The 22397-nt window shown below is 71.6% G+C and carries 21 protein-coding genes and 1 pseudogene; 15 read left to right on the top strand and 7 right to left on the bottom strand.

From position 1 onward, the window contains the following. The first annotated feature begins 96 nt into the window (after window positions 1-96). Window positions 97-1947, top strand: a complete 1851-nt coding sequence (gene lepA, locus AB0K15_RS24670; protein WP_364054762.1) for a translation elongation factor 4 — start codon at window positions 97-99, stop codon at window positions 1945-1947. Between the two features lie 44 nt (window positions 1948-1991). Here the strand turns inward: lepA and AB0K15_RS24665 are convergent, their stop codons facing one another. Beyond that, complete coding sequence (locus tag AB0K15_RS24665; protein WP_364054759.1) at window positions 1992-2438, bottom strand: pyridoxamine 5'-phosphate oxidase family protein; 447 nt, start codon at window positions 2436-2438, stop codon at window positions 1992-1994. Window positions 2439-2759: 321 nt separating this feature from the next. Between AB0K15_RS24665 and AB0K15_RS24660 the strand changes: the two genes are divergently transcribed. The 11 genes from AB0K15_RS24660 to AB0K15_RS24610 all read left to right on the top strand — a co-directional run bounded on the left by AB0K15_RS24660 (window position 2760) and on the right by AB0K15_RS24610 (window position 15119). Then, complete coding sequence (locus tag AB0K15_RS24660) at window positions 2760-3524, top strand: GntR family transcriptional regulator (protein ID WP_364054756.1); 765 nt, start codon at window positions 2760-2762, stop codon at window positions 3522-3524. Then, window positions 3524-4468, top strand: coding sequence for an ABC transporter permease (locus tag AB0K15_RS24655; protein WP_364054753.1), 945 nt, complete (start codon window positions 3524-3526; stop codon window positions 4466-4468). The genes AB0K15_RS24660 and AB0K15_RS24655 overlap by 1 nt, the downstream gene beginning before the upstream one ends. A 56-nt stretch (window positions 4469-4524) precedes the next feature. After that, window positions 4525-5415 carry an ABC transporter permease gene (locus tag AB0K15_RS24650; RefSeq protein WP_364054750.1) on the top strand — a complete coding sequence of 297 codons (891 nt, stop codon included), beginning with the start codon at window positions 4525-4527 and terminating at the stop codon, window positions 5413-5415. Continuing rightward, a complete protein-coding gene (locus AB0K15_RS24645) occupies window positions 5412-6410 on the top strand; it encodes an ABC transporter ATP-binding protein (RefSeq protein ID WP_364054747.1) in 999 nt (332 codons plus the stop codon). Before AB0K15_RS24650 ends, AB0K15_RS24645 begins: the two co-directional genes overlap by 4 nt. Next, window positions 6410-7351, top strand: coding sequence for an ABC transporter ATP-binding protein (locus AB0K15_RS24640; RefSeq protein ID WP_364054744.1), 942 nt, complete (start codon window positions 6410-6412; stop codon window positions 7349-7351). The genes AB0K15_RS24645 and AB0K15_RS24640 overlap by 1 nt, the downstream gene beginning before the upstream one ends. 83 nt (window positions 7352-7434) lie before the next feature. Continuing rightward, the gene (locus AB0K15_RS24635; RefSeq protein WP_364054741.1) at window positions 7435-9045 is read left to right on the top strand and encodes an ABC transporter substrate-binding protein; all 1611 of its coding nucleotides are present in this window, start codon (window positions 7435-7437) and stop codon (window positions 9043-9045) included. 25 nt (window positions 9046-9070) lie between these two features. Beyond that, window positions 9071-10666, top strand: coding sequence for an amidase family protein (locus AB0K15_RS24630; protein ID WP_364054738.1), 1596 nt, complete (start codon window positions 9071-9073; stop codon window positions 10664-10666). 38 nt (window positions 10667-10704) lie between these two features. Beyond that, on the top strand, window positions 10705-12111 hold the full coding sequence (locus tag AB0K15_RS24625; protein ID WP_364054735.1) for an MFS transporter: 1407 nt from the start codon (window positions 10705-10707) through the stop codon (window positions 12109-12111). After that, entirely contained in the window at window positions 12108-13517 is a 1410-nt protein-coding gene (locus tag AB0K15_RS24620) for an amidase (protein ID WP_364054732.1), read from the top strand. The genes AB0K15_RS24625 and AB0K15_RS24620 overlap by 4 nt, the downstream gene beginning before the upstream one ends. Window positions 13518-13527: 10 nt before the next feature. Next, window positions 13528-14907 (top strand): amidase, encoded by a 1380-nt coding sequence (locus tag AB0K15_RS24615; RefSeq protein ID WP_364054730.1) that lies wholly within the window; start codon window positions 13528-13530, stop codon window positions 14905-14907. A gap of 26 nt (window positions 14908-14933) precedes the next feature. Continuing rightward, window positions 14934-15119 carry a hypothetical protein gene (locus AB0K15_RS24610; RefSeq protein WP_364054727.1) on the top strand — a complete coding sequence of 62 codons (186 nt, stop codon included), beginning with the start codon at window positions 14934-14936 and terminating at the stop codon, window positions 15117-15119. Window positions 15120-15221: 102 nt separating this feature from the next. On the opposite strand, the gene AB0K15_RS24605 is transcribed toward AB0K15_RS24610, so the two are convergent. The 3 genes from AB0K15_RS24605 to AB0K15_RS24595 form a co-directional block, all read right to left on the bottom strand. Continuing rightward, entirely contained in the window at window positions 15222-16673 is a 1452-nt protein-coding gene (locus AB0K15_RS24605) for an amino acid permease (protein ID WP_364054724.1), read from the bottom strand. A 107-nt stretch (window positions 16674-16780) separates the two neighbouring features. Then, window positions 16781-17809, bottom strand: a complete 1029-nt coding sequence (locus AB0K15_RS24600; protein WP_364054721.1) for an alpha/beta fold hydrolase — start codon at window positions 17807-17809, stop codon at window positions 16781-16783. A gap of 160 nt (window positions 17810-17969) precedes the next feature. Further along, a complete protein-coding gene (locus AB0K15_RS24595; RefSeq protein WP_364054718.1) occupies window positions 17970-18935 on the bottom strand; it encodes a zinc-binding dehydrogenase in 966 nt (321 codons plus the stop codon). 60 nt (window positions 18936-18995) lie between these two features. Here AB0K15_RS24595 and AB0K15_RS24590 point away from each other — a divergent pair, with 60 nt between their 5' ends. Genes AB0K15_RS24590 through AB0K15_RS24580 form a run of 3 tightly spaced genes read left to right on the top strand, consistent with a single transcriptional unit; the run spans window position 18996 to window position 20031 of the window. Beyond that, on the top strand, window positions 18996-19193 hold the full coding sequence (locus AB0K15_RS24590; RefSeq protein ID WP_364054715.1) for a hypothetical protein: 198 nt from the start codon (window positions 18996-18998) through the stop codon (window positions 19191-19193). An 11-nt stretch (window positions 19194-19204) separates the two neighbouring features. Then, a complete protein-coding gene (locus tag AB0K15_RS24585) occupies window positions 19205-19669 on the top strand; it encodes a ribonuclease domain-containing protein (RefSeq protein WP_364054712.1) in 465 nt (154 codons plus the stop codon). Continuing rightward, on the top strand, window positions 19666-20031 hold the full coding sequence (locus tag AB0K15_RS24580) for a barstar family protein (RefSeq protein WP_364054709.1): 366 nt from the start codon (window positions 19666-19668) through the stop codon (window positions 20029-20031). Before AB0K15_RS24585 ends, AB0K15_RS24580 begins: the two co-directional genes overlap by 4 nt. 49 nt (window positions 20032-20080) lie before the next feature. Here AB0K15_RS24580 and AB0K15_RS24575 read toward each other — a convergent pair whose 3' ends face one another. The 3 genes and pseudogenes from AB0K15_RS24575 to AB0K15_RS24565 form a co-directional block, all read right to left on the bottom strand. Further along, entirely contained in the window at window positions 20081-20863 is a 783-nt protein-coding gene (locus AB0K15_RS24575) for an enoyl-CoA hydratase family protein (protein WP_364054706.1), read from the bottom strand. A gap of 131 nt (window positions 20864-20994) precedes the next feature. Continuing rightward, complete coding sequence (locus tag AB0K15_RS24570; RefSeq protein ID WP_364054703.1) at window positions 20995-21723, bottom strand: sirohydrochlorin chelatase; 729 nt, start codon at window positions 21721-21723, stop codon at window positions 20995-20997. Beyond that, window positions 21720-22397, bottom strand: a pseudogene (locus tag AB0K15_RS24565) (sulfate adenylyltransferase); the annotation flags it as partial. The pseudogene AB0K15_RS24565 and the gene AB0K15_RS24570, both read right to left, overlap by 4 nt.

Below are 22397 nucleotides of genomic sequence, written 5' to 3'. Positions count from 1 at the left end.
CGGCGCGCTCGCATCGGGGATGACCCCCAACCGCACCCGGAGGTCCATGGGACGATAGGAAGCGGCCACCCCCGACCTTTCCCGAGGACCACACGAGTGACAGCGCCCAAGACGTTCGCCGACACCACCTTCACGCCGCCGGAACTGATCCGCAACTTCTGCATCATCGCCCACATCGACCACGGCAAGTCGACGCTGGCGGACCGCATGCTGCAGCTCACCGGCGTCGTCGAGGAACGGGCGATGCGCGCGCAGTACCTCGACCGGATGGACATCGAGCGTGAGCGCGGCATCACGATCAAGGCCCAGAACGTCCGCCTGCCCTGGCAGGTGGCGGGCCAGGACCACGTGCTGCACATGATCGACACCCCCGGCCACGTGGACTTCACCTACGAGGTCTCGCGCGCCCTGGAAGCGTGCGAAGGCGCGATCTTGCTGGTCGACGCCGCACAGGGCATCGAGGCGCAGACGCTGGCCAACCTGTACCTGGCGCTGGAGAACAACCTCCAGATCATCCCGGTGCTCAACAAGATCGACCTGCCCTCGGCCGACCCGGACAAGTACGCGGCCGAGCTGGCGCACATCATCGGCTGCGAGCCCACCGACGTGCTGCGCGTCTCGGCGAAGACGGGCGTCGGCGTCGGCGCGCTGCTCGACGAGGTCGTTCGCCAGGTCCCGGCGCCGGTCGGCGACGCGGACGCGCCGGCGCGCGCGATGATCTTCGACTCGGTCTACGACACCTACCGCGGCGTCGTCACCTACATCCGCGTGGTCGACGGCAAGATCACCCCGCGCGAGAAGATCCGCATGATGTCCACCGGCGCGACCCACGAGCTGCTGGAGGTCGGCATCATCTCGCCGGAGCCCAAGCCCAGCAAGGGCCTCGGCGTCGGCGAGGTGGGCTACCTGATCACCGGTGTGAAGGACGTCCGCCAGTCGAAGGTCGGTGACACCGTCACGTCCGAGCGGCACGGCGCCACCGAACCGCTGGCCGGTTACCGCGAGCCGAAGCCGATGGTCTACTCGGGCCTGTACCCGGTCGACGGCTCCGACTACCCGGAGCTGCGCGAGGCGCTGGAGAAGCTGCAGCTCAACGACGCGGCGCTCGCCTACGAACCGGAGACGTCGGTCGCGCTGGGCTTCGGCTTCCGCTGCGGCTTCCTCGGCCTGCTGCACCTGGAGATCACGCGCGACCGCCTCGAGCGCGAGTTCGGCCTCGACCTGATCTCCACCGCGCCCAACGTGGTCTACCGCGTGGTGCTGGAGGACCGCAGCGAGGTCGTGGTCACCAACCCGTCCGACTGGCCTGGCGGGCTCAAGATCTCCGAGGTCCACGAGCCGGTGTCGAAGGTCAGCATCCTCGCGCCGAGCGAGTTCGTCGGCACGATCATGGAACTGTGCCAGAGCAAGCGCGGTGTGCTGCTCGGCATGGACTACCTGTCCGAGGACCGCGTGGAGCTGCGCTACAACATCCCGCTCGCGGAGATCATCTTCGACTTCTTCGACACGCTGAAGTCGCGCACGCGCGGGTACGCCTCGCTCGACTACGAAGAGGCGGGCGACCAGGTCGCCGAGCTGGTGAAGGTCGACATCCTGCTGCAGGGCGAGACCGTGGACGCGTTCTCGGCCATCGTGCACAAGGACGCCGCCTATGGCTACGGCAACCGGATGGCCACTCGGCTGCGCGAGCTGATCCCGCGCCAGCAGTTCGAGGTGCCGATCCAGGCGGCCATCGGCTCGCGCATCATCGCGCGCGAGACGATCCGCGCGATCCGCAAGGACGTGCTCGCCAAGTGCTACGGCGGTGACATCTCGCGTAAGCGCAAGCTGCTCGAGAAGCAGAAGGAAGGCAAGAAGCGCATGAAGACCGTGGGCCGGGTCGAGGTCCCGCAGGAGGCCTTCGTCGCGGCTCTGTCCACTGAGGACAGCGGCAAGGCCAAGAAGTAGCCACGGCGAGCCCGCGCCGGACAGCGCGGGCTCGCCGCCGGGCGTCAGCGGTTGCCGATGATCCGGTCGGCCGCCACGAACACGGCGACGCGGCGCTCCTCGGCCATCACGCGGTCGTACTCGGCCCAGTCGTCGTGCGTTCCGGTAGCGGCCTTGAAGACGTCGCGCAGCAGCGTCGGCAGGCCGGCCGGGTCGAAGGCCTCGTCCGGGTCGTCGGGCCCGATGAGGTGGGTTTTCCCGGTCACCGACACCCAGTCCCAGCCGCGGCGGAATGTGAGCGTCGCGTGGCCGGTGGCACGCAGCAGCTTGAGCTTGTACGCCCCGCCCATCGCCACGAGGGCGACGCCGGGTTTGCCGGTCACGGGGTCGTCGAAGACCCCGGCGTTGACGACGGACGAGTGCACCGTCCCGTCTGCGCGGGTGGTCGAGATGGTCGCGAGGCCGTTCTCCTGCAGGGACAGCGCGCGGACGTGTTCCAGATCGGCGGTCATGCCGCACACTAACGCCGCGGGGAGCGAGGGTCTTCCCGTCTCACCCGCCGGAGCGAATCGCCGGAAGGGACAGCCGGCCGGCGAGTCCCGGTGATCACCCGGCCCGGTGCCGGGGCCGAGCCCCACCGGCCGGCCGTGAGATCGACTTCGGTGCCAGTACGGGAAAAACTTCCGGCCGGAAGGTGCGCCGATCCCGCGTATCGGCGCTCGGTGACGGGTTACGCGCAGGTCAGGCCGATTCCCGCGCGGAGGCTTCCGGCTTAACGACGGCGTTACGCTTCCGGCCTTCCGGACAAACGGCGGCGAGCGCACGCTTCCTGCATGAAGCAGGCCAGAATGGATCCGCGGACCAAGCGTCGTCTCAGCGCCGCCCGCCGGGTGCGGGATCTGCTCCGTGCGGCCATCGTGCACGAGGAGTTACCCGCCGGGGCGTTGCCCGGCGAAGCCGAACTCATGTTGTCCTTTTCGGCCAGCCGTCAGGTGATCCGAGACGCTCTGGCCCTCCTGCGCGAGGAAGGACTCGTCAAGCGCGTGCAGGGGACCGGCACGTTCTCCGTCGCGTCCAAGGTGTGCCACGCCTTCAGCCACCTCCACGGTCCCGAACCGGCGCTGGAACGGGTGTCGCACCGCATTCTCGCGATCAGTCAGGAGGTGGCCGCGCCGCGCGTCGCCGATCGGCTCGACCTGCCGATGGGCGCCGAGTGCGGCGTGATCGAGTACCTCGCCGTGCTGGGCACCGAGCCGTATTACGCCTGCACGGCCTACGTGCCGATACCTCTGCTCGGCGTCGTGCGGCACGGGCGGACGGTGACCGAGTGGTATTCGGTCTACGAGGCGGCCGGGTTCGAGCTCGGCGTGACCGATCAGGCGGTGGAGGCGATCGTCGCCGACGACGAGGCCGCCGCGGTCCTCGACGTGCCGGCGGGCGCACCGCTGATGCTGTTCGAACGGCTCGTCCGCGACCGCCGCGGACGGCCGCTGGAATACGCGTTCGCCAGGGTGCGGGGCGACCGCATCGCGCTGCTGGCCCAACTTCCCCGAAACCGCCGGCAACGTCGCCTGCCCCCAGTCGCGCAGGAGGCGTGATGCCCGGTTATCTCGGACGACGGCTGCTGATGACGATCCCGATCCTGATCGGCGTCTCGATCGTCATCTTCATCACCATCAAGATCATCCCCGGTGACCCGGTCGCCTCGATGCTCGGCCCGACCGGCAGCCCGGAGGCCAGGGCCGCCCTGCACGCGCGGCTCGGGCTCGACAACCCGTTGCCGGTGCAGTACTTCACCTGGCTCGGCCACACCCTCACCGGCGACTTCGGCACGAGCATCACCCGCCACGACGCGGTCGCGCCGATCGTGCTGGACGCGCTGCTGAACACACTCGTCCTCACGGTCGCGGCCGGCGCGCTCGCCATCGTGCTGGGACTGCTCGTCGGTGCCCTGACCGGCCTGCGCCGCACCGGTATCGCGGCCCGGCTCGGCAACGCGTTCGCACTGTTCTCGATCTCCGTGCCGCAGTACTCCATCGGCCTGCTGCTGATCATCTACCTCGCGTCGAACGCGGGCCTGTTTCCTGTCAGCGGCATGCACAACCCCAACGGCGACGGCGGTTTCGCGGACCTGGTCGACCATCTCATCCTGCCCGCGGTCACCGCGGCGCTGGTTCCCGCGGGGATCATCGCGCGGATGTTCCGCTCGTCCGTGCTCGACGTGATGAGCATGGACTTCGTGGAGGCGCTCACCGCGCGCGGCCTGTCGCGGCCCCGGGTGATGCGCCACGCGTTCCACAACACCGTGCCGTCGCTGCTGACCGTCGCGGGCCTGCAGGTCGGCTACCTGCTCGGCGGTGTCGTGTTCGTCGAGGCGGTGTTTGCGTGGCCCGGCATCGGGCTGCTGGTCTACCAGTCGATCACCCAGCGCGACCTGCCGGTGATCCAGGCGGGCGTGCTGGTCTCCGCGTTCGCGTTCGTGCTGATCAACCTCGTGGTCGACGCGCTGCACGGCCTCGTCGACCCCCGCATTCGCACCTGACGGCAGCGTCGCCGGTCCCCGTCCCCACCGACCGAACTCCTCGAGGAGTGTCTTCGATGACCGCACTGACCGAACCGGCACCGGCGGCGTCGCTGCCCGATGCCGTAACGGCCGCCGCCCCGGCGCGCCGCCGCCGGATGACGGCGAGCGCCACCGTCGCCGCCGCGGTGGTCCTCCTGATCGTGCTCACCGCCCTCGTCGGGCCCCTGCTGGCGGGTGACCCCGTCGCGGGCGACACCGCGCACCGGCTGCTGCCGGCCGGCACCCCCGGCCACCTCCTCGGCACCGACGGCCAGGGCCGCGACGTGCTGGCCCGCCTCGTCGACGGAACCCGTCTGTCGCTGCTGGCCGGTCTGGTCCCGGTGGCCTTCGCCGCGCTCGTCGGCACCGGGCTCGGGGTCACCGCGGGCCTGTCCGGCAAGTGGGGCCAGCGGCTGATCATGCGCACACTGGACGTGTTCTACGCGTTCCCGGCGGTGCTGCTCGCGGTCGCCATCGCCGCCGCGCTCGGGTCCGGGCTGTCCAACGCGATCATCGCGCTCGCGGTGATCCTCGTCCCGCCGGTGGCGCGCGTCGCCGAGACGGAGACGCGACGGCTGGTGGACCTGGACTACATGGAGGCGGCGCGGGCCAGCGGGGCCACCCGCTCGGCCATCGCGCTGCGGCAGGTGCTGCCCAACGTCGCCCCGCCGGTGATCGTGTACTGCACCGCGCTGATCGGACTGTCCATTGTGTACGCGGCCGGGCTGAGCTTCCTCGGGCTCGGGATCTCCCCGCCGACTCCGGAGTGGGGGCTCATGGTCAGCGAGCACACGCAGTACATCTACTCCGCGCCGTTCCTGGCGGCGATCCCCGCGCTGGCGATCCTCGTCGCGTCGGTCGCCTTCAACGTCCTCGGCGACGGCCTGCGGGATCTGCTCGACGTGCGAGGGGAGGCGCGGGCATGAACGCGGCCGTGGCCCCGCCCCTGGCGGTCGAGGATCTCACCACCACCTTCGTCTCCCGGCACCGCCGGATCGAGGTCGTGCGCGGCGTGTCGTTCACGATCGGCCGCGGCGAGACGATGATGCTGCTCGGCGAGAGCGGCAGCGGCAAGTCGGTGACCGCCCGCTCGATCATGCGGCTCTACGGATCCGCCGCCGAGCTCGGCGGCAGCGTGCGGCTGAGCGGCCGCGAGCTCACCGGGCTCGCCGAGCCACAGCTGCGCGACGTCCGCGGCGGCCAGATCGCGCTCGTGCCGCAAGACCCGACGGGCGCGCTCGACCCGTTGCGCCGCATCGGCGCGCAGCTGGCCGAGACTCTGGCCGTCCACGGCGTGGAGCGGGTGAAGACCGCGGCGCGGCGACGGGCCGAGGAGCTGCTGGCGATGGTCGGCATCCCCGACCCGAAACGCGTGGCCGGCAGCTATCCGCACGAGCTGTCCGGCGGCATGCGCCAGCGCGCGGTGATCGCGATCGCGGTGAGCTGCGACCCGCAGGTGCTCATCGCCGACGAGCCCACCACGGCACTCGACGTGACCGTGCAGGCACAGATCCTCGAACTGATCGCCGACCTGCAGCAGCGCCTCGGCATGGCGGTGCTGATGGTCACCCACGACGTCGGCGTCGCCGCGGACTTCGGGGGCCGGGTCGGCGTGATGTACGCGGGCCGACTCGTGGAGGAGGGACCCGCGCCGCAGGTGCTCTCCGCCCCGCGCCACCCGTACACCGCGGGGCTGCTGGAGTCGCTGCCCACGCCCGGGGTCGCCCGGGGCGCGCTGCACTCGATCGTCGGGGCACCGCCGGCGGTCGGCGCATTCCCCGACGGCTGCGCCTTCGCCCCGCGCTGCCCGCGGGCCCGGCCCTCGTGCACCCAGGCCGACCCCCCGCTCACCCCGGTGGCCGAGGGCCGCTCGGCCGCGTGCCCCGTGGTGAACCCGGAACCGGCGTCGGTGGTGGCGTGATGAGCGAGGAGCTGCTGCGGGCCGAGGGCCTGACCAAGACGTTCGGCAACGGGGTGCGGGCCGTCTCCGACGTGTCCCTGACCGTCCACAAGGGAGAGACGCTCGGGGTGGTCGGCGAGTCCGGCTGCGGGAAGTCCACGACCGGGAAGATGCTGCTGGGCCTGCTGTCGCCCGACAGCGGCGCCGTCACCTTCGACGGCGAGCCGCTGGCCGGGCTGAGCCGCGCCCGGCTGCGGGCGCTGCGGGCCCGCCTGCAGGTGGTGCCCCAGAACCCGCAGACGTCGCTGAACCCGCGGCTGCGCGTGCGCCAGTCGATCGAGTTCAACCTCCGGGCGCACGGCGTCGAACGCGGCGCGCGCCGGCCGCGTGTGCTGGAGCTGCTGGAGCGGGTGGGGCTCACCGCGGCGCAGGCCGAACGATTCCCGCACGAACTGTCCGGCGGCCAGCTGCAGCGCGTCGCGATCGCCCGCGCACTGGCCACGGCGCCGGACCTGGTCGTGTGCGACGAAGCGGTGTCCGCCCTGGACAAGAGCGTGCAGGCCCAGGTGCTCAACCTGCTCGCCGACCTGCAGGCCGAGACCGGGGTGGCGTTCCTGTTCATCTCCCACGACCTCGCCGTGGTCGAGCACATCTCCGACCGGGTGGCCGTGATGTACCTCGGCCGGGTCGTGGAACTGGCCCCGGCGCGCGAGCTGTGGGCCAACCCGCGCCACCCGTACACCCAAGCCCTGCTGTCGGCGACCCCGGGACAGGGCCGCGAGCGGATCGTGCTTTCCGGCGACCTGCCCAACCCGGCCGACCCACCGTCCGGCTGCGGGTTCCGCACGCGCTGCCCGGTCGCGGAACCGGCCTGCACGACCGAGTGGCCGGCCCTCGCGGAGGCGGCACCCGGTCACCGGGCCGCCTGCGTCCACGTGAGCCCGGTGCCCGTAGCGGGCTGACCCGGCACCCACCCAGCCCAGCGGCCGCGCCGGCCGCCGGGCCGACCCCGCACGCCCTCGACCCCCTGCCGAGAGGAAAACCCTTGTCCCCCAACCGTTACTTCGCCCGGCGGAGAAGCCGGACCGCACTGTTCGGCGCGTTCGCCGCCGCCGCGTCGCTCCTGCTGTCCGCCTGCGGCGGCAGCGCCACCGCCGGCAGCTCCGGCGGCAACACGCTCACCATCGGCATGACCGCGTCCGACATCCCCGTGCTCGACACCGGGCTCGCCCAGGGCCAGGGTTACGAGGGCCTGCGCTTCGTGGCGAACCAGCTGTTCGACGGGCTGACGAAGTTCGACCTGACCAAGGCCGACCAGATCCCGAAGATCATCCCCGATCTCGCCGAATCGTGGACACCCAACGCCGACCTCACGAGCTGGACGTTCAAGCTGCGCCCCGGCGTGACCTTCCACGACGGCACCCCGTGGAACGCCGACGCGGCGATCTTCAACCTCGACCGGTACACGAACAAGAACAGCCCGCAGTACTACCAGGACCTCAACGCCCAGGGCGGGCTGTCGATCGCCGGGATCAAGACCTACCACAAGGTCGACGACCTGACGATCGTGATCGACACCAACGGCCCGTGGGCCTACCTGCCCAGCGACCTCGCGACGGTGTACTTCGCCAGCCCCACCGCGGTGAAGGCCGAGGGCAACCAGGGTTTCGCCGAGAAGCCGGTGGGCACCGGGCCGTTCAAGTTCGACTCGCTCGTGCGTGGCCAGCGCATGGTGATGCTGGCCAACGACAAGTACTGGGCCGGCCGGCCCAAGGTCGACAAGGTCATCCTGCGCCCGATCCCCGACCCGACCGCGCGCGTGGCGGCGCTGCGCTCAGGTGAGGTCAACTGGATCGAGGTGCCGCCACCGGACGACGTGCCCAACCTGAAGTCGCAGGGCTTCCAGGTGCTGACCAACTCCTACGACCACATCTGGCCGTGGGTCTACAACCTCACGAAACCGCCGTTCACCAACGTGAAGGTGCGTGAAGCGCTCAACTGGGCGATCAACCGTCAGGCACTGGTCGACAACATCCTCAAGGGCACCGCGGAGCCCGCCCTGGGTTACGTGCCGCACGCCAACGCGGCGTACGAACCCGCCGACGACTCCTACGGTTACGACCCGGCGAAGGCCAAGCAGCTGCTCGCGGAAGCGGGTTACCCCAACGGGTTCACCATGACCCTGTCGTACCCGACCAGCGGTTCCGGCAACATGGTCCCCACCCCGATGAACACGGCGCTGCAGGCCGATCTCGCCAAGGTGGGCGTCAAGGTGCAGCTCAAGCCCATCGAGTGGGCGGCCATGCTGACCGACTTCTTCAGCGGCAAGATCCCGGACAACGCCGACGCCCTCAACATCTCGCTCAGCTACCAGCAGGAAGGCTTCTGGCGCAACTGGTTCGGCACCGGTTCGACGGCCAACGCGGGCAAGTACAGCAACCCCCAGGTCGACGCGCTGTTCGCCAAGGCGCGGACGGTGCTCGACGACAAGGCGCGGGCGAGCCTCTACTCGCAGGCCGCGCAGATCCTCGCGAAGGACTCGCCGTGGCTCGTCGTGGTCGACGACCGCAACCCGCGTGTCCTGTCCCCGAGCGTGCACGGCTTCGTGCAGGCGCAGTCCTGGTTCGTCGACCTCACCCAGCTGTCCGTCGGCTGACCGGCCCCACCGAAAGGAGATCGCCATGGCGATGCCCCGCGGCCGCATCCGCGGCTTCGTGCGCAGGCCGACACCGCAGGAGCTGTCGGAGCTCGGCGCGGCCGAGCACCTGTCCCTCACCCCGCGTGAAGCCGAGCAGTACGCGCAGATCCTCGACCAGACCTTCGCCGGCGTCGACCGGCTGGACGAGCTGCACGCGCCCACGCCGCCGTTGACCTACACCGACCGCGACCCCGGCGGCCCGGTCGACGACGCCGAAGACCCGTTCCACGCGTTCATCCGGCGCTGCCACGTGAAAGGCGCGCCGGACGGGCCGCTCGCGGGACTCACCGTGGGCGTCAAGGACAACCTCGCCGTGGCGGGAGTGCCGGTCACCAACGCTTCGCGGACGCTGAGCCACACGCCGACGTCCGACGCGGTCGTGGTGTCCCGGCTGCTCGCCGCGGGCGCCGACGTCACCGGCAAGACGAACCTGGACGACTTCTCCACGTCCGGCACCGGTGAGTCGAGCTGGTACGGCCCGGCCCGCAACGCCGTCGACCCCACCCGGTCGGCCGGTGGATCTTCGGGCGGCTCGGGCTCGGCGGTCCGCTCGGGCGCGGTCGATCTCGCGATCGGCGTCGACGAGGGTGGCTCGGCCCGGATCCCCGCGTCCTTCAACGGGATCGTCAGCATCAAACCCACCCAGGGCCTGGTTCCCTCCCACGGGCTGACGTACATGGACCACACGATCGACGCGGTCTGCCCGATGGCGGGCACGGTCGAGCTGACCGCCCGGATGCTCGACGTGATGAGCGGGCACTCCGACCGCGACCCGCAGTGGGTCCGGGGCACCGCCGAGCCCACGAACGCCGTCGCCGCCCTCGGCGAGGGTGTGGGCGGCCTGCGGATCGGCGTGGTGACCGAAGGCCGTGACCCGGCCCTGTGCGAACCGGGCGTCCTCGCCGCGTTCGAGTCCTCGTGCGCCGCGCTGGAAGCGGCCGGCGCGACCGTGAGCCCGGTGTCGATTCCCCTGTGGACGGACGCGTGGGCCATCGAGACCACGCTGCTGCTGCACCTGGCGTGGCTCAACGCGCAGTCCGACGGCGCCGGGTACGCGCACCTCGGCGAGGTGGACGTCGAGCGGACCCACGCCTTCGGCCTGGTCCGCCGGCTCGAGGCGGACTCGTTCCCGCCGTTTTTCAAGGTGTGGCTGCTGGGCGGAAGGTACTTGCACGACAAGTACTTCTCCACCTACTTCGCCAAGGCCGCGAACCTGCGCCGGGCCCTGACCGCACAGCTCGACGCGGCGTTCACCGGGTTCGACCTGCTGCTCACCCCGACCACGCCGCAGGTCGCGCCGGTGCTGCTGGACCGGCCCGCCGAGGACCCGGAGCTGCTCGCGCGCGGCACCACGATGGTCAGCAACACCTGCGTGCTCAACCTGACCGGCCACCCGGCGCTCGCGGTGCCCAGCGGTGTCGACCCGGAAACCTCGATGCCGACGTCGATCCAGATCATCGCGCCGCGCTGGCAGGACGCGCTGACGTTCAGGGCGGGCGCGGTCGTCGAGGAAGCGGCCGGCGTGATGCCGGGCGGTGTCGTGGCCCGGCCGGAACCGCAGCCGGCCGGTTCGCGGTGATCGGAACCGTCCCCACACGGGCTCCCGGGTCCGGCCCGGTGCCCGTCGCCGGGCCGGACGCCCGCCGCCGCTTCCACCTCGTCGTGCTGGTGGCCGGGGTCGGGTTCGGGCTGACCGCGCCGTTCACCGCGCTGCTCGTGGTGGGGCTCGGCGGACCACCGTCATGGGCGGCCTTCGTGGTCTCCTCGATCGGGCTTTCCCTGCTGCTGGTGGACTTCCTCGGCACGCGGTTCGTGCCGAGGGTGTCCTCCCGCACCGCGCTCACGGTGTCGTTGCTCGTGTTCGGCGTCGGCTGCCTGCTCTCCGCGGCGACCACCAGCTGGGAGGTCGTCGGGCTCGCGCGGGTGCTGCAGGGCTTCGGCACGGCGCTGTTCATGGGCGGCGGGATCGCGCTCGCCGTGCGGCTCGTCGGCGAGCGGGTGCGCGGCAGCGCGATCGGCACGTTCAACGCGTTCTGGTTCCTCGGCGTCGCGACCGGGCCGCTCGGCGGTGGCCTGATCGCGGCGACGGCGCCGGGGCCCGACGGGTTGCGGCTGCTGTTCGGCGTGTGCGGCGTGGTGAACCTGGCGGGTGCGGTGGCGGCGTGGTTCCTCGCCCCCCGCTGGGTTTCCGCCGACCGGCCCCGGCTCGGGCTGCCGGCGGGCCTGGGGGTGCGCGGCCGGCGGCTGTGGTCGATCCTCGTGCTCACCGGGCTCGGGCAGGCCGTGCGGTCCGGGCTCGCGCTGACGCTGGTCCCGTTGCTGGGCGCACAGCTCGGCATGGGGTGGGTCGCCTTGGGACTGGCGTTGTTCGCCCTGTCGGCGACCGACGTCGCCGCGATGCACTTCGGCGGGCGCTTCGGCGACCGCCACGGCCGGCTGCTCCCGCTGGCGGTGGCGCTGGCGTGGGGCACGGTCGCCGTGCTGGCGCTCGCCACCGTGGTCCGCGGTCCGGTCGCGTTCGTACTCGGGGCGCTCGCCACCGGCGTCACCGTCGGCACCACCTGGGTCGTCCCGGCCGCGATGACCGTCGATCTCGCCGAGGACCCGGACATCGCGCTCGCGGCGTATCGGATCGCCTGTGACATCGGGATGCTCGCGGGCGGACTGCTCGCCGGTGCCGGCATCGCGCTCGGCGGCGTGCACACCGCCCTGGCGGCCACGGCCGCCTGCCTCTTCGGCGGTCTCCTGCTCACCCTCACCGTCGGGGAGACGCTGCCCCGCCGCCCCCACCTGTCCGTCGTCAAGGAGGAAGCCATGCCCCTGCCCTCGCCGGAGGAGTTCGCGGTGTTCGCCGAGAACTCCGACATCACGCTCACCGCGGACCGCCTCGCGCAGGCCTACGCAACGCACACCCACTACCGGGCGGACCTGGAACGTCTGCGGCGGCTGCCCCTGCCGTTCACCGAGCCGGTCAGCGAACCGGCCACCGCGCTCGCCTGGATCACCAAGGGAGACACCGCATGACCGACCTCGCCGACCTCACCGCGACCGAGCTGCTCGCCGCGTTCGCCACCGGCACCGCGACGCCGAGTGAAGCCGTCGCGGCGTGCCTGGCCCGGATCGAGGCCACCGATCCCGGCCTCAACTCCGTCATCACCCTGCTCGCCGACTCGGCCCGCGCGAAGGCGGCGGAATCCGACGCGCGCTGGCGCGAGGGCACCGCCCGGCCGCTGGAGGGCGTTCCCTACGGCCTCAAGGACATCGTCGCCACGGCCGGGATCAGGACCACGGGCGGCTCGGCGCTGTACCGCGACTACGTGCCGGAGACCGACGCGGTGCTCGCGGCGCGGCTCGCCGACGCCGGCGGGGTACTGCTCGCCAAGCTCGCCACCTTCGAGTTCGCCTGCGGCGGCGCGGTGAACAAGACGTTCGGCCCCACTCGCAACCCGTGGGACCCGCGGCGCACCACCGGCGGCTCGTCGTCCGGGTCCGGCGCGGCGGTCGCGGCGGGTCAGGTGCCGCTGGCGATCGGCACCGACACCGGTGGCTCGATCCGCATCCCGAGCGCGTTCTGCGGGATCACCGGGATCAAGGCGACCTACGGCCGGGTGCCCCGGCACGGCGTGATGGGACTGTCCTGGACGATGGACCACGCCGGGCCGATGACCCGCAGCGTCGCCGACGCGGCGCTGATGCTCGACGTGATCGCCGGACCCGATCCGCTCGACCCGACCGCCCTGCCCGCGGAGGACAGCCCGTTCAGCGCGGCGGTGGGCCGGGACGTCAGCGGGCTGCGGGTCGCCCGCGATCGCACGTTCCTCGAAGGCGATCTGCACCCCGCCGTCGCCGAAGCGTACGAGTCGGCGCTCGGTGAGCTGACCGGGCTCGGCGTGGAACTCGTCGACGTGGAGCTGCCGACGTTCGAGCTCTCCGCCGTCGCGGGCTGGTGGATCATCTACGCCGAAATGCTCTCCCTGCACGAGGGGCACGTGTCCGGGATCGAGGATCGCGACGAGATGGGCGCGTCGCTGCTGGGCGCGGCCCCGTTCGTCAGCGCCGCGGACTACCTGCGGGCGCTGCGGCTGCGCCCCGTGTTCCAGCGGGAGCTCGACGCCGCGATGGCCGGTTGCGCGGCACTCGTGACGCCGGGCCTGACCGCGCTGCCCCCGTTCATCGCCCCGGAGATGACGTCGGATCTCGGGGACCGGGAGGTGCCGTGGCTCGACGCCGCCTGCCGGACGAGCGTGCCGTTCAACCTCACCGGCTCCCCGGCGCTGGTGGTGCCCTCGGGCGAGATCGGCGGACTGCCGGGGAGCCTGCAGTTCGTGGGCCGCCCGCGCGACGAGGCGACGTTGTTCGCCCTCGGTGGCGCCTACCAGGCCGCCACCACCCACCACCTGCGCCGCCCGGCCCTGCCCGCGGCTGCCTGAGGAGGACGCGATGTACCTGACCATCACCGAAGCCGCCGCGGCTCTGCGCGCGGGGGAGACCACGTCGGTCGCGCTCACGACCGCGGCCTACGTGGCCGCCGACGCCCACGACGAGGCATTGGGCGTGTACCTGGCCCGGTTCGACGAGACCGCCCTCGCGGCCGCAGCCAAGGCCGACGCCGAGCTCGCCGGCGGGGTGGACCGCGGCCCGCTGCACGGAATCCCGTTGGGGATCAAGGACATCATCGCCACCGAGGAGGGCGAGACCACCGCGCAGAGCCTCGTGCTCGACCGGGCGTGGGGCGCCGGCGGAGACGCGCCGGTCGTGGCGCGGCTGCGCGCCGCCGGGGCGATCATCACGGGCAAGACCAGCACGATGGAGTACGCCATCGGCACACCCGACCCCGACAAGCCGTTCCCGATCCCGCGCAACCCGTGGAACACGCAGCACTATCCCGGCGGTTCGAGCTCGGGCACCGGCAGCGGGGTGGCGGCCGGGCTGTTCCTCGGCGGCCTCGGCACCGACACCGGCGGCAGCATCCGTTACCCCGCGACCAGCTGCGGGATCACGGGTCTCAAACAGACGTTCGGCCGGGTCCCGAAAGCCGGGTGCGTGCCGCTGGGCTACAGCTACGACCACATCGGCCCGATGGCCCGCAGCGCCGAAGACTGCGCGGTCATGCTCGCCGTGCTCGCCGGTCACGACAGCAGCGACGCGACGTCGGCCGACCGGCCGGTCGACGACTACACCGGCGGGCTGACCGGTTCGCTGGCCGGGCTGCGGATCGGCATCGACCGCCTCCTCGACCGCTCGCCGCTCACCGCGCCGGAACTCGATCCGGCGCTGGACGCGGCCGTCGCCGAGCTCGTCGCGGCCGGTGCCGAAGTCGTCGACGTGCGGCTGCCGCTGTACGACGAGCTCAAGACCGCCACCATGTCCGGGCTCGCGGCCGAGGCGTACGCCTACCACCAGCCGGATCTGCGTTCGCGGTGGACGGACTACGGCGCCGGCACCCGCATGGCGGTCGCCTCGGGCGCCCTCGTGAGTGCCGGCGACTACGTCCAGGCACAGCGCGTCCGGCGAGCCGGCCAGCGCCAGGTCGCGGCCCTCTTCGCCGACGTGGATCTCATCCTCACGCCGACGAGCGCGTGCGGCGCGCCCGAGGTGGACAAGCTGACGCTCGACAAGATCGTCGACGCGCTCCACACGCCCTACTGGAACGCCCTCGGCAACCCCGCGATGTCCGTGCCCATGGGCTTCACGGCCGACGGGCTGCCGCTCGGCCTGCAGATCGTCGGCAAGCCGTTCGACGAGGCCACCGTGCTCGCGGCCGGATTCGCCTACCAGCAGCGCACCTCCTGGCACCGCCAGGTTCCCCCGCTGTCGTGAACCCCGTATCAGGAAAGGACACTCCTGTGACACCCGATCCCACGACCGTCGTCCCCGCCCTGCTCGCCGCCGCCGGCCTGACCCCGTCCGCCGAGGAGATCGCACTCATGATCGCCGGCTACCCCGCCCTCTCCGAGTCGATCGAGAAGCTCTACGCGGTGCCGGAGGCCCGCTACGAGGAGCCGGGCCTGATCTTCCGCGCCGAGGTGTAGGCGCCCGGCGCCCTGCTGAGGCGTTTGGTGCGGACGCCTCAGCAGGGTCGCTGCGGTTCCGCGGCCACGGATCGAAGGCCAGGTCCCCGGTGTCCCCGCGGATCAGTCCGAAGTGGACTCGCTCGCCTCGTCGCGCGCCAGCACGGAGTGGCGGCGGCTGTAACCGAAGTAGACGGCCATGCCGAGCACGAACCAGATCGCGAACCGCAACCACGTCTCCGGCTTCAGGAACGTGATCAGCCAGATCGAGAACACCACGCCGATGATCGGCACCACCGGCATCCCCGGCGTCCGGAACGTGCGCGGCAGGTCGGGCCGCTTGTAGCGCAGCACGATCACCGCGATGCACACCACCACGAACGCCAGCAGGATCCCGATGTTGGTGAGCTCGGCCGCCTCGCCGATCGGCAGGAACCCGGCGATGACCGCCGACGCCACGCCCAGGATCCACGTGGTGCGCGTGGGCACCTTGCGCACGGGGTGCGTCTTGCCGAACCACTTCGGCAGCAGGCCGTCGCGGCTCATCGAGTAGCCGACGCGCGTGGCGCCGAGCAGGAAGGTGAACAGCACCGTGAGGATGCCGATGATGGCGCCGACCGCGATCACCGCGCCCAGCCAGCCCAGGCCCACCGACGCGAACGCGCTGGAGAACGCCGCCTCCGGGTCGATGTCCTTGTAGTTCACCATGCCGGTCAGCACGAGGCAGGCCAGCACGTACAGCACCATCGAGATCGCGAGCGAGTACAGGATCGCCTTCGGCATGTGCTTCTGGGAGTCCTTGGACTCCTCGGCCGCGGTGGACATGGCGTCGTAGCCGAACACGGCGAAGAAGACCGTCGCCGCGCCCGTGAACGCGCCGCTGACGCCGAAAGGGAAGAAGTTGCTGTAGTTGCCCGTCTTGATGTGGAAGGCGCCGACGACGATCACCAGCACCACCAGGGCGACCTTCAGGTACACCAGCAGCGTCTCGAACCGCGCCGCGTTCTTCATGCCCTGGTTGAGGATGAACGCGATGAGCAGGCACAGCACCACGGCGAACAGGTTCACCACGTACGAACCGTGTGCCACGCCCTCGGGTTCCGTGCCCGGCGCGCCCGACATCCACTGCGGCAGCGAGACGTGCAGGAAGCCCAGCAGGTCGTTGAAGTAGCCGGAGATGCCGATGGCCACCACCGCCACGATCGCGGTGTACTCCAGCAGCAGGTCCCACCCGATGAACCACCCGACGATCTCGCCGAGCACCGCGTAGCCGTAGGTGTAGGCCGAGCCGGCGCGCGGGATCAGCCCGGCGAACTCCGCGTACGAGAACGCCGCCGCCGCGCTCGCGACGCCCGCGATGAGGAACGAGATCAGCACGGCGGGGCCGGCCGTCTGGTTGGCCACCGCGCCCGCTAGCGAGAAGATCCCGGCGCCGATGATGCCGCCGACGCCGATGGCCGTCAGCTGGCGCAGCCCCAGCGTGCGTTGCAGCCCGTCACCGCCGCTCTCGATCGTCTCGATCGGTTTGCGCCGGAAGATGCCGGACCCTGATCCCAGGCTGCGCGGAGCGGACATCGATGTCTCCTCATACGTCGTGAACCGAGCCCGGGTCACGGGCTCTGGCAGCGCACCGTACTAGGCCGTGTCCGCTGTGTCACCGATGTTCCGAAGTGGGCGGGATCTCAGCCCGCGGCGGTGTCCTCCGCGGCCTGGGCGGCGGCGCGGGCCGGGCGTTTCCCGTCGCCGGAGCGGACGGCGCCGGCGGCGAAGAAGGTGAGGAGCTCGGCGATCTCGGGCGGGTCGTCGAGCTGGGGGCAGTGGCCCCAGTCCTCGCGGACCAGCAGGCGGCTGTGCGGCACGAGGGTGTGCAGGCGGCGTCCGGCGGCCGAGGACACGAGCTTGTCCTTGCCACAGGCCACGACCAGCAGCGGGACGTGCACCCGGTCGAGCTGGTAGGCGTCGGCGAGTTCGGTGACGAGCTGGCGCGCCTGCTCGAGGCGGGAGGTGGTGGCGCGGTAGTCGGGGAAGAGCGTGGTGAAGCGGCGTACCTGGCCGGCGTCGGCGGTGCCCGCGTCGGCGTACAGCAGGCGGGGTACGACCTGCTCGGCGACGGCGCGGACGAGGAACCCGGGCACGGGCAGCGGGAGCGCCGAGTACAGCCGCAGCGGCAGCGGGTTGCGCGCGACCGTGCGGACGAGCCACGAGTCGACGAAGCCGGGCGCGGCGATCGACACGACGCCCACGAGCGGCAGCCGCGGGTTCTGGGCCGCGCGCAGGCCGAGCGTGCCGCCGAGGGAGTTGCCGGCCAGCACCACCGGGCCGAGCACGGCCTGCTCGCGCACCACGGCGGCGGCGAACGCGTCGAGCTGGGGGAGCATGGGGCCCGGGCGCAGCGGCTGGGCGTCGCCGAAACCGGGCAGGTCCGCGGCGATGGCCGCGATGCCCGCGGTGGCGAGCTCGGCCAGCACGGGACGCCAGGTGTCGGCGCTGTCGCAGTAGCCGTGGAGCAGTACGAGCCGGGGTGCGCGGGGCTTCTCGGTGCCGCGCTTGCGGGACCGTTTGGGCGCCTCGGCTTCCACCACCGGCGGACCGACTTCGAGCACCCGCGTCCGCACTCCGGCGAAGCGCCGGAAGGAGACCCGGACGGGATCCGGTTCGCTGCTGGGCCGGCCGCCCTGGACAGCGGGTGCGGGCCGCTTCGATGCGGTCATGTCTACAGGTTAACCGTTCAAGGTCGAGTTCTGGTCGAACTTGGGGGGTAACAAGCCGATTGCGAACTCGGGGTGTTGACGGTTAACGGAATGCGGCGTACAAGCACCGGCCCGGGCTGATCCGTGACGGAAAAGCCCAGGCCGGAGGGGTTCTGTCGACTCAGCGGGTGAAGACGATCTTGCCCGCGGTCTCGCCGTCGAGCATCGCCCGGAACCCTTCGGCGGCGTCCTTGAGGGGCAGTTCCGTGCCGATCCGGGGCTTGATCCCCTTGAGATCGAGGTAGCTCAGCATGTCGGCCAGCTCGTCGCGCGTGCCCATGGTCGAGCCGGCGACGCGCAGCTGCAGGAAGAACACGCGCTGCAGGTCGGCCGACGGGTCCGGGCCGCTCGTGGACCCCGACACCACCACGATGCCGCCCGGCTTGAGCGACTTGAGGGTGTGCGCCCAGGTGGCCTTGCCCACGGTCTCGAACACCGCGTCGACGCGCTCGGGAAGCCGTGCGCCGGACTCGAACGTCTGGTGCGCGCCGACGCTTTCGGCCACCGCGCGCTTCTCCTCGCTGCGGCCGGTCACCCACACGCGGAAGCCCGCCGCGCGCCCGAGCGCGATGAGCGCCGTGGACACGCCGCCGGAGGCGCCCTGCACCAGCATCGTCTGGCCGGGGCGCAGGCCGGACTTCACGAACAGCATCCGGTACGCGGTGAGCCACGCCGTGCCCATCGTCGCGGCCTCGGAGAAGGTGAGTCCGGCCGGCTTGGGCACCGCGTTGCGCGCGGGCACCACGACCTGCTCGGCGAACGTGCCCTGGTGCTTCTCGGTCAGCAGGGTGCGTTTCGGGTCGAGCGTGTCGTCGCCCTGCCACCCCGGGGCGTTGACCACGGAGTGGATCACGACCTCGGTGCCGTCGTCGAGCGTGCCGGCGCCGTCGCAGCCCAGGATCATCGGGAACTGGTCAGGCTTGATGCCGACGCCGCGCAGCGTCCACAGGTCGTGCATGTTGAGGCTGGCGGCCTTGACGTGCACCCGGACCCAGCCTTCGGGCACCTCGGGCTCGGGCCGCTCGCCGGCGACGAGAGAGTCGAGCGGGGCCTCGGCGTTGGGTTCCTTCGCGTAAACGGCGAACATGGCAGCAACCTACCGCCCCTGGGCGCGACGACGCAGCCTGGCGCGCGTAGGCTCACACCTGTGTTCAACGGGCTGGCCGACTGGTGGGACGGGGTCGAGCTGTGGCTCGCCCAGGCTTGGTTCCCCGTCCAGTTCGTGCTGGTCATGGTCGTGGTCGTGCCGCTGTGCCTGCTCGCCGCGTGGGTCATCGACAAGCTCGTGGGCCGCTTCGCGCGCTGGTTCGGCCCGGCCCGCGACGACGACAACCCGCCCTCCTAGGCTCACCCACCATGGTCAACCGTAGGCGGATCACCGCCGCACTCGTCGGTCTCCTCGTGCTGGTGCTCGCGGGCTGGCTCGTGAAGGAGAACGTCGGGGACTCGTCCTCGTCGGCCCCCGCCACGCCGAGCACCTCCGCCCAGGCCGGCGCTTCGGGCGTCGCCGCGAAGGTGCCGGGCAGCGACTCCGGGTTGCCGGTGAAACCCTTGTCCGGCTTGCCCTCGCAGGCGCGCGACACGTGGAAGCTGATCGAGGCGGGCGGTCCCTACCCCTATCCGCGCAACGACGACGTCGTGTTCGAGAATCGTGAGAAAGTGCTGCCGCGGAAGCAATCGGGTTACTACCACGAGTTCACGGTGATGACGCCGAAGAGCCCCGACCGCGGCCCGCGCCGCCTGGTCACCGGGCAGGCCAAGGAGCTGTTCTACACCGACGACCACTACGCGTCGTTCGTCGTCGTGGACCCGAGCCGGTGACGCCGGCCGACGAGGCGAAGGCCGCCGCGGACGAGGCTTTCGCGCGGGGCGCGTACCCGCACCTGGTCAACGGCTGCACCGTGGACAAGGCCTCCACGCTCGACGCGATCGCGAAGGCGATGTCCTTTCCGGACTACTTCGGCCGCAACCTCGACGCGTTGTACGACATGCTCACGGACCTGTCGTGGCTGCCCGCCGGCGAACACGTGCTGATCTGGCGCGGCTCGGAAGCCTTGCGCCAGGCCGAACCGAAGAACTACCTGGCGATCCGCAGCGTGCTCTCCGACGCTCAGCGCGCGCTCGGCCCGGCGGACGGCAAAGCCGATTCCTGGCAGCTGACCGTCGTTCTGGCCGACTCGTAACGTCTCGATCCCCGCCGGCCGGAACGGGGACCGAGACGCGAGTGACCACTCAGTCCGTGTGGTCGGCGGGGACCCAGTTCGGCTTGCGCTTCTGCGCGAACGCGAGGATGCCCTCCTGGCCCTCTTCACTGGCGAAGAACCCGGCCGACAGCTCGTTCATCGCGGCGAAGCCTTCCGAAGGCGTGGCCGGACGCGGCTTGCTCAGGAGCGTTTTCGTCGCTGCCAACGCCTTCGGGCCGCCGAGCGTCAGCGACTTCAGGTACCGCTCCACGGTCTCGTCGAGCTCGGTGGCGGGCACGGCGGCGTTGAGCAAGCCGATCTCCACGGCCCGCCGCGCGTCGAACACGTCGCCGGTGAGGAACAGCTCGTGCGCGGCGCGGGGGTTCAGCCGCGGCAGCACCGTCAATGAGATCACGGCCGGGACCACGCCGATGCGGACCTCGGAGAACGCGAACGTGGCCTCGGGAACGGCGACCGCGATGTCGCACGCGGCGACCATGCCGATGCCACCGGCGCGGGCCGGGCCGGCCAGGCGCGCGACGACGGGCTTCGGGCTGGTCCAGAGCTGGTCGAGGATCTTCGGGAACTCGTTCACGCCCTGGTTGCCGGCACCGGCGCCACGGGCCTCCTTGAGGTCCATGCCGGCACAGAAGACCGGGCCGGTGTGCGTCAGGAGCACCACGCGCACGGCGTCGTCCTCGCGGGCCTTGTCCAGCGACTCGCTCAGCTCTCGGCGCAGCTGCGCCGAGAGGGCGTTGCGGTTGTGCGGGGAGTCGAGGGTGATCGTGGCGGTGCCGCCCACCACGTCGTAGTGCACCAGTTCGTCAACCATGGCACCACAATCGCACACGCGGGTGCGAGGACCGCTGTGACGTGCGTCCGGCGACGGGGAGCGCGACGATGGTGGCCGCCGAGGCGCGCGTTTCGGACTCAGCTCTAGGTGCTGACCTGCGCGAGAGCGCACTACAGCGGGATCCGGGTCACGACGTCCGCGTAGCGGCGCAGCACGGCGGCGGCCACGCGCGGGTCGGTGCCCAGCGGTTCGGCGAGGAACACGGCGCGATCGGCCTCGCGGGCGAGCGCCGCGATGCGGTCGGGCAGCAGGCCGGGCGCGAGGAACCACGACGCGACGGCGATCCGCCGCACGCCTCGCGCCCGCAGCCGGGCCACGGCGGCGGGAACGTCGGGCTGCGCCGCGCTCGCGAACGCCTCGGTGACCGGCAGCCCCAGCTCACCTTCCCAGCGGGCGGCCAGGTCGGCGACGGCCGCGTTGGCCCCGGCGTTCGACGAGCCGACGGCGCTCACCACGGCCCCGTCGCCTGCGCCGAGGCCGGCCCCGGAGAGCCGATCGAGCGCGACGCGTTCCAGCACCGGGTCGACGCCCAGGACGTCGGACACGCGCACGTCGAACCCCGGGCACTGCGCCCGGACCTCGGCGACGAGCGCGGGCAGGTCCACGCGGGCGTGGAACGCGCTGCCGAGCAGCAGCGGCACCACGACGGCGGCGCGGTGCCCCTGTGTGTACAGGTGGCGCAGGATGTCGGTGACCCGCGGTTCCGAGAGGTCCAGGAAGGACTCGTAGACCTCGATCCCCGGCGCCTGCGCGCGCACGCGCTCCACGAGCCCCCGCACGGTCGCGGCCGAGCGGGGGTCGCGGCTGCCGTGCGCGACGGGGACGAGGGGAGCCGTCACGGGAACCGTTCGCCGACCAGCCCGGCGGCGAGGGTGTCGCCGTCCTTCGGGTCGATCACGAGGAACGCGCCCGTGCGCGGGCTGTCGGTGTAGTCGTCCACGCCCAGCGGTTCGGCCAGGCGCACCTCGACGCGGCCGATGTCGTTGAGGTCCAACGAGTCCGGATCGTCCACACTGGACAGCGTCTGCTCGTCGAAGCGCGCGGTGAGCTCGGTGACAATCGCCTGCACCGTGCGCGTGCCGTGCTTCACGAGCACGCGCGCGCCGGGCTTGAGCTGCTTCGACGAGAGCCAGCACAGGGTCGCGGTGAGCTCGTCGGTGACGCGGGGCTGCCGGTCGGCCACGGCGATGAGGTCGCCGCGGGAGATGTCGAGGTCGTCGGCCAGCAGCAGGGTGACGGACGTGCCGGCGCCCGCCTCTTCCAGGGGTCCGTCTGCGGTGTCGATGCGCTCGACCGTGCTGCGCAGCCCGGCGGGCAGCACGACGATCTCGTCGCCCGGGCGCACGGTACCGGCGGCGATCTGCCCGGCGTAGCCGCGGTAGTCGAGGTACTCGGGTGTGCGTGGCCGGATCACGTACTGCACCGGGAAGCGGAACGCCGCATCGAGGTGCCCGTGCGCGACGGGCACGGTTTCGAGGTGTTCCAGCAGGGTCGGGCCGTCGTACCAGGGGGT

It is taken from the genome of Amycolatopsis sp. NPDC049253 (assembly GCF_040678995.1).
Classification (GTDB): domain Bacteria; phylum Actinomycetota; class Actinomycetes; order Mycobacteriales; family Pseudonocardiaceae; genus Amycolatopsis.
This window is presented reverse-complemented; position numbering and strand designations above follow the sequence as displayed.